This window comes from Pseudomonas lundensis (assembly GCF_001042985.1).
In the GTDB taxonomy this organism is placed as follows: Bacteria; Pseudomonadota; Gammaproteobacteria; order Pseudomonadales; family Pseudomonadaceae; genus Aquipseudomonas; species Aquipseudomonas lundensis.
This window is the reverse complement of sequence record NZ_JYKY01000066.1, coordinates 1-1,564: the sequence shown is the minus strand read 5'-3', so window position 1 is coordinate 1,564 and position 1,564 is coordinate 1. Positions and strand designations below refer to the sequence as shown.

Here is a 1,564-nt window from a genome sequence, read left to right as displayed (position 1 = left end):
TTGTGCTTAGTCAGGTAAGCTCGGTTCGGTCAGACGCCCATTGATAACGATGTTTTGGAAGCGGGATTGTTTCGCTTAGCAAGCTCAGAAAATTAACTGACTGTTGCACTTGCTCCTTGAGACCGCCGAGTTCGGGGTCATAGTATGAAGCCTAGAGAGTGCCGTTTGGATCCTCGAAGACCCATCATCAGAACGATCAAGATTACTTGTGACGGCCACGCGATAATGCGCTGGGTTCTGCCTGCTAATGCCTCGTATCAATGCGATGCGCAGTGCATTATTGGGATCTTTATCCCCGATGGTTTTCGCGATATTTTCGAATATCTTATGCCCAACAGCGGCATTCTCGAAGCCGAACATCAACACTGGAATTTCGCCTTCGCATGTTTGAAAGCCCAGCCCCTTCCAGCCGGCTTGATTCCACAGGCTCTCTTGGATGAGAGAAACAACTTTTAGCTCTCGATGCTTCATTGTTGAAAACTGAAACGGATGTTTTGGACGCTCTTCAGGCACATCAGACTTAGGCCGCCAATCCATGGGCTCTATATTGTGGTGCTCAAACCAAGTCACACGCCGTGTTGGCTTGTGCAATTCAAGGGTAGCTTCCTGATGAGACCCGATGCCAGGGACGGCATCACGCCCCATGAAATAGCTGTCCAATCCAATATTGCAGTTGAAGACGACTGCTCGTTCCAGGGCTTTGTCGTCTCGAAGCATCTCTTCGAATTTCGACCAGCCAATTTGAGGACAGATGGTGGACACAAAGTGAAGGCAGAATTCACTGTAAAATTGCCGGATCGTGCCTCGTTGTTCATCGGTCAAATTGGCGATGCTGAAAGGCGAGCAGAGGATTTCTGCAGAGGTTACCTGCGCAGCGGTGTCGAAGCTGTGCCGCAGTATGAAGTCGTCCTCATCTTCCAGCAGGACATCAATATTCACGGCGGGCACTGTAGCCGCTGCATGGTCTGCCATCATCGGTGCGCAGAAGCTCTCCAGTACAGCCAGCAATTGCTGCGCTAACTCAATGCATGGAGATTTCACCGGAAAAGACACAGACACCTTACAACCGAGGATATATGAGCTTATGGTCGTCCAGCGATCCAGATACAGGTCGAGTGGGGCCACCGGGGCTCCCATATCAATACTGCGCCACATGTTCATAAAGTTAAGATCAATTGGCTCATCCTCAGGCCCCGCTTTATCTTCATGACCTAAGCAAACTAATAGCGCATCTGCACTGAGCCCTAGATCCAGTTGATTCAATTTGTCCGGCAGCCAGGCGATTCTTTCAACGTCTGTAAAATTGGCGTTGAGAAATAGCTTACCAATCAGAACCTCATAATTCATTTTCTGATTTTCTGTCCACGGACTTTCATCCAGCGTTTGAGAGATCAGTTGAGCTAAGTGATACCAGGTCAAAGACTGGCCCACGCGACCTAGGCTCTGTACGTAAACCCAAGAAATACGATTTTCTGTAAAATACACCGCCATTAAAGCCAGGAGGCCAAGATGGCAAAGCGGTATGAACTCCCCGACGCAGCCTGGGATCTGGTTGCAGATATCT

1 pseudogene is annotated in these 1,564 nt (G+C 49.4%); it reads right to left on the bottom strand.

The annotated features are described in order from the left end of the window. Window positions 1-84: 84 nt before the first annotated feature. A pseudogene (locus tag TU74_RS22845) lies at window positions 85-1,564 on the bottom strand (hypothetical protein); the annotation flags it as partial.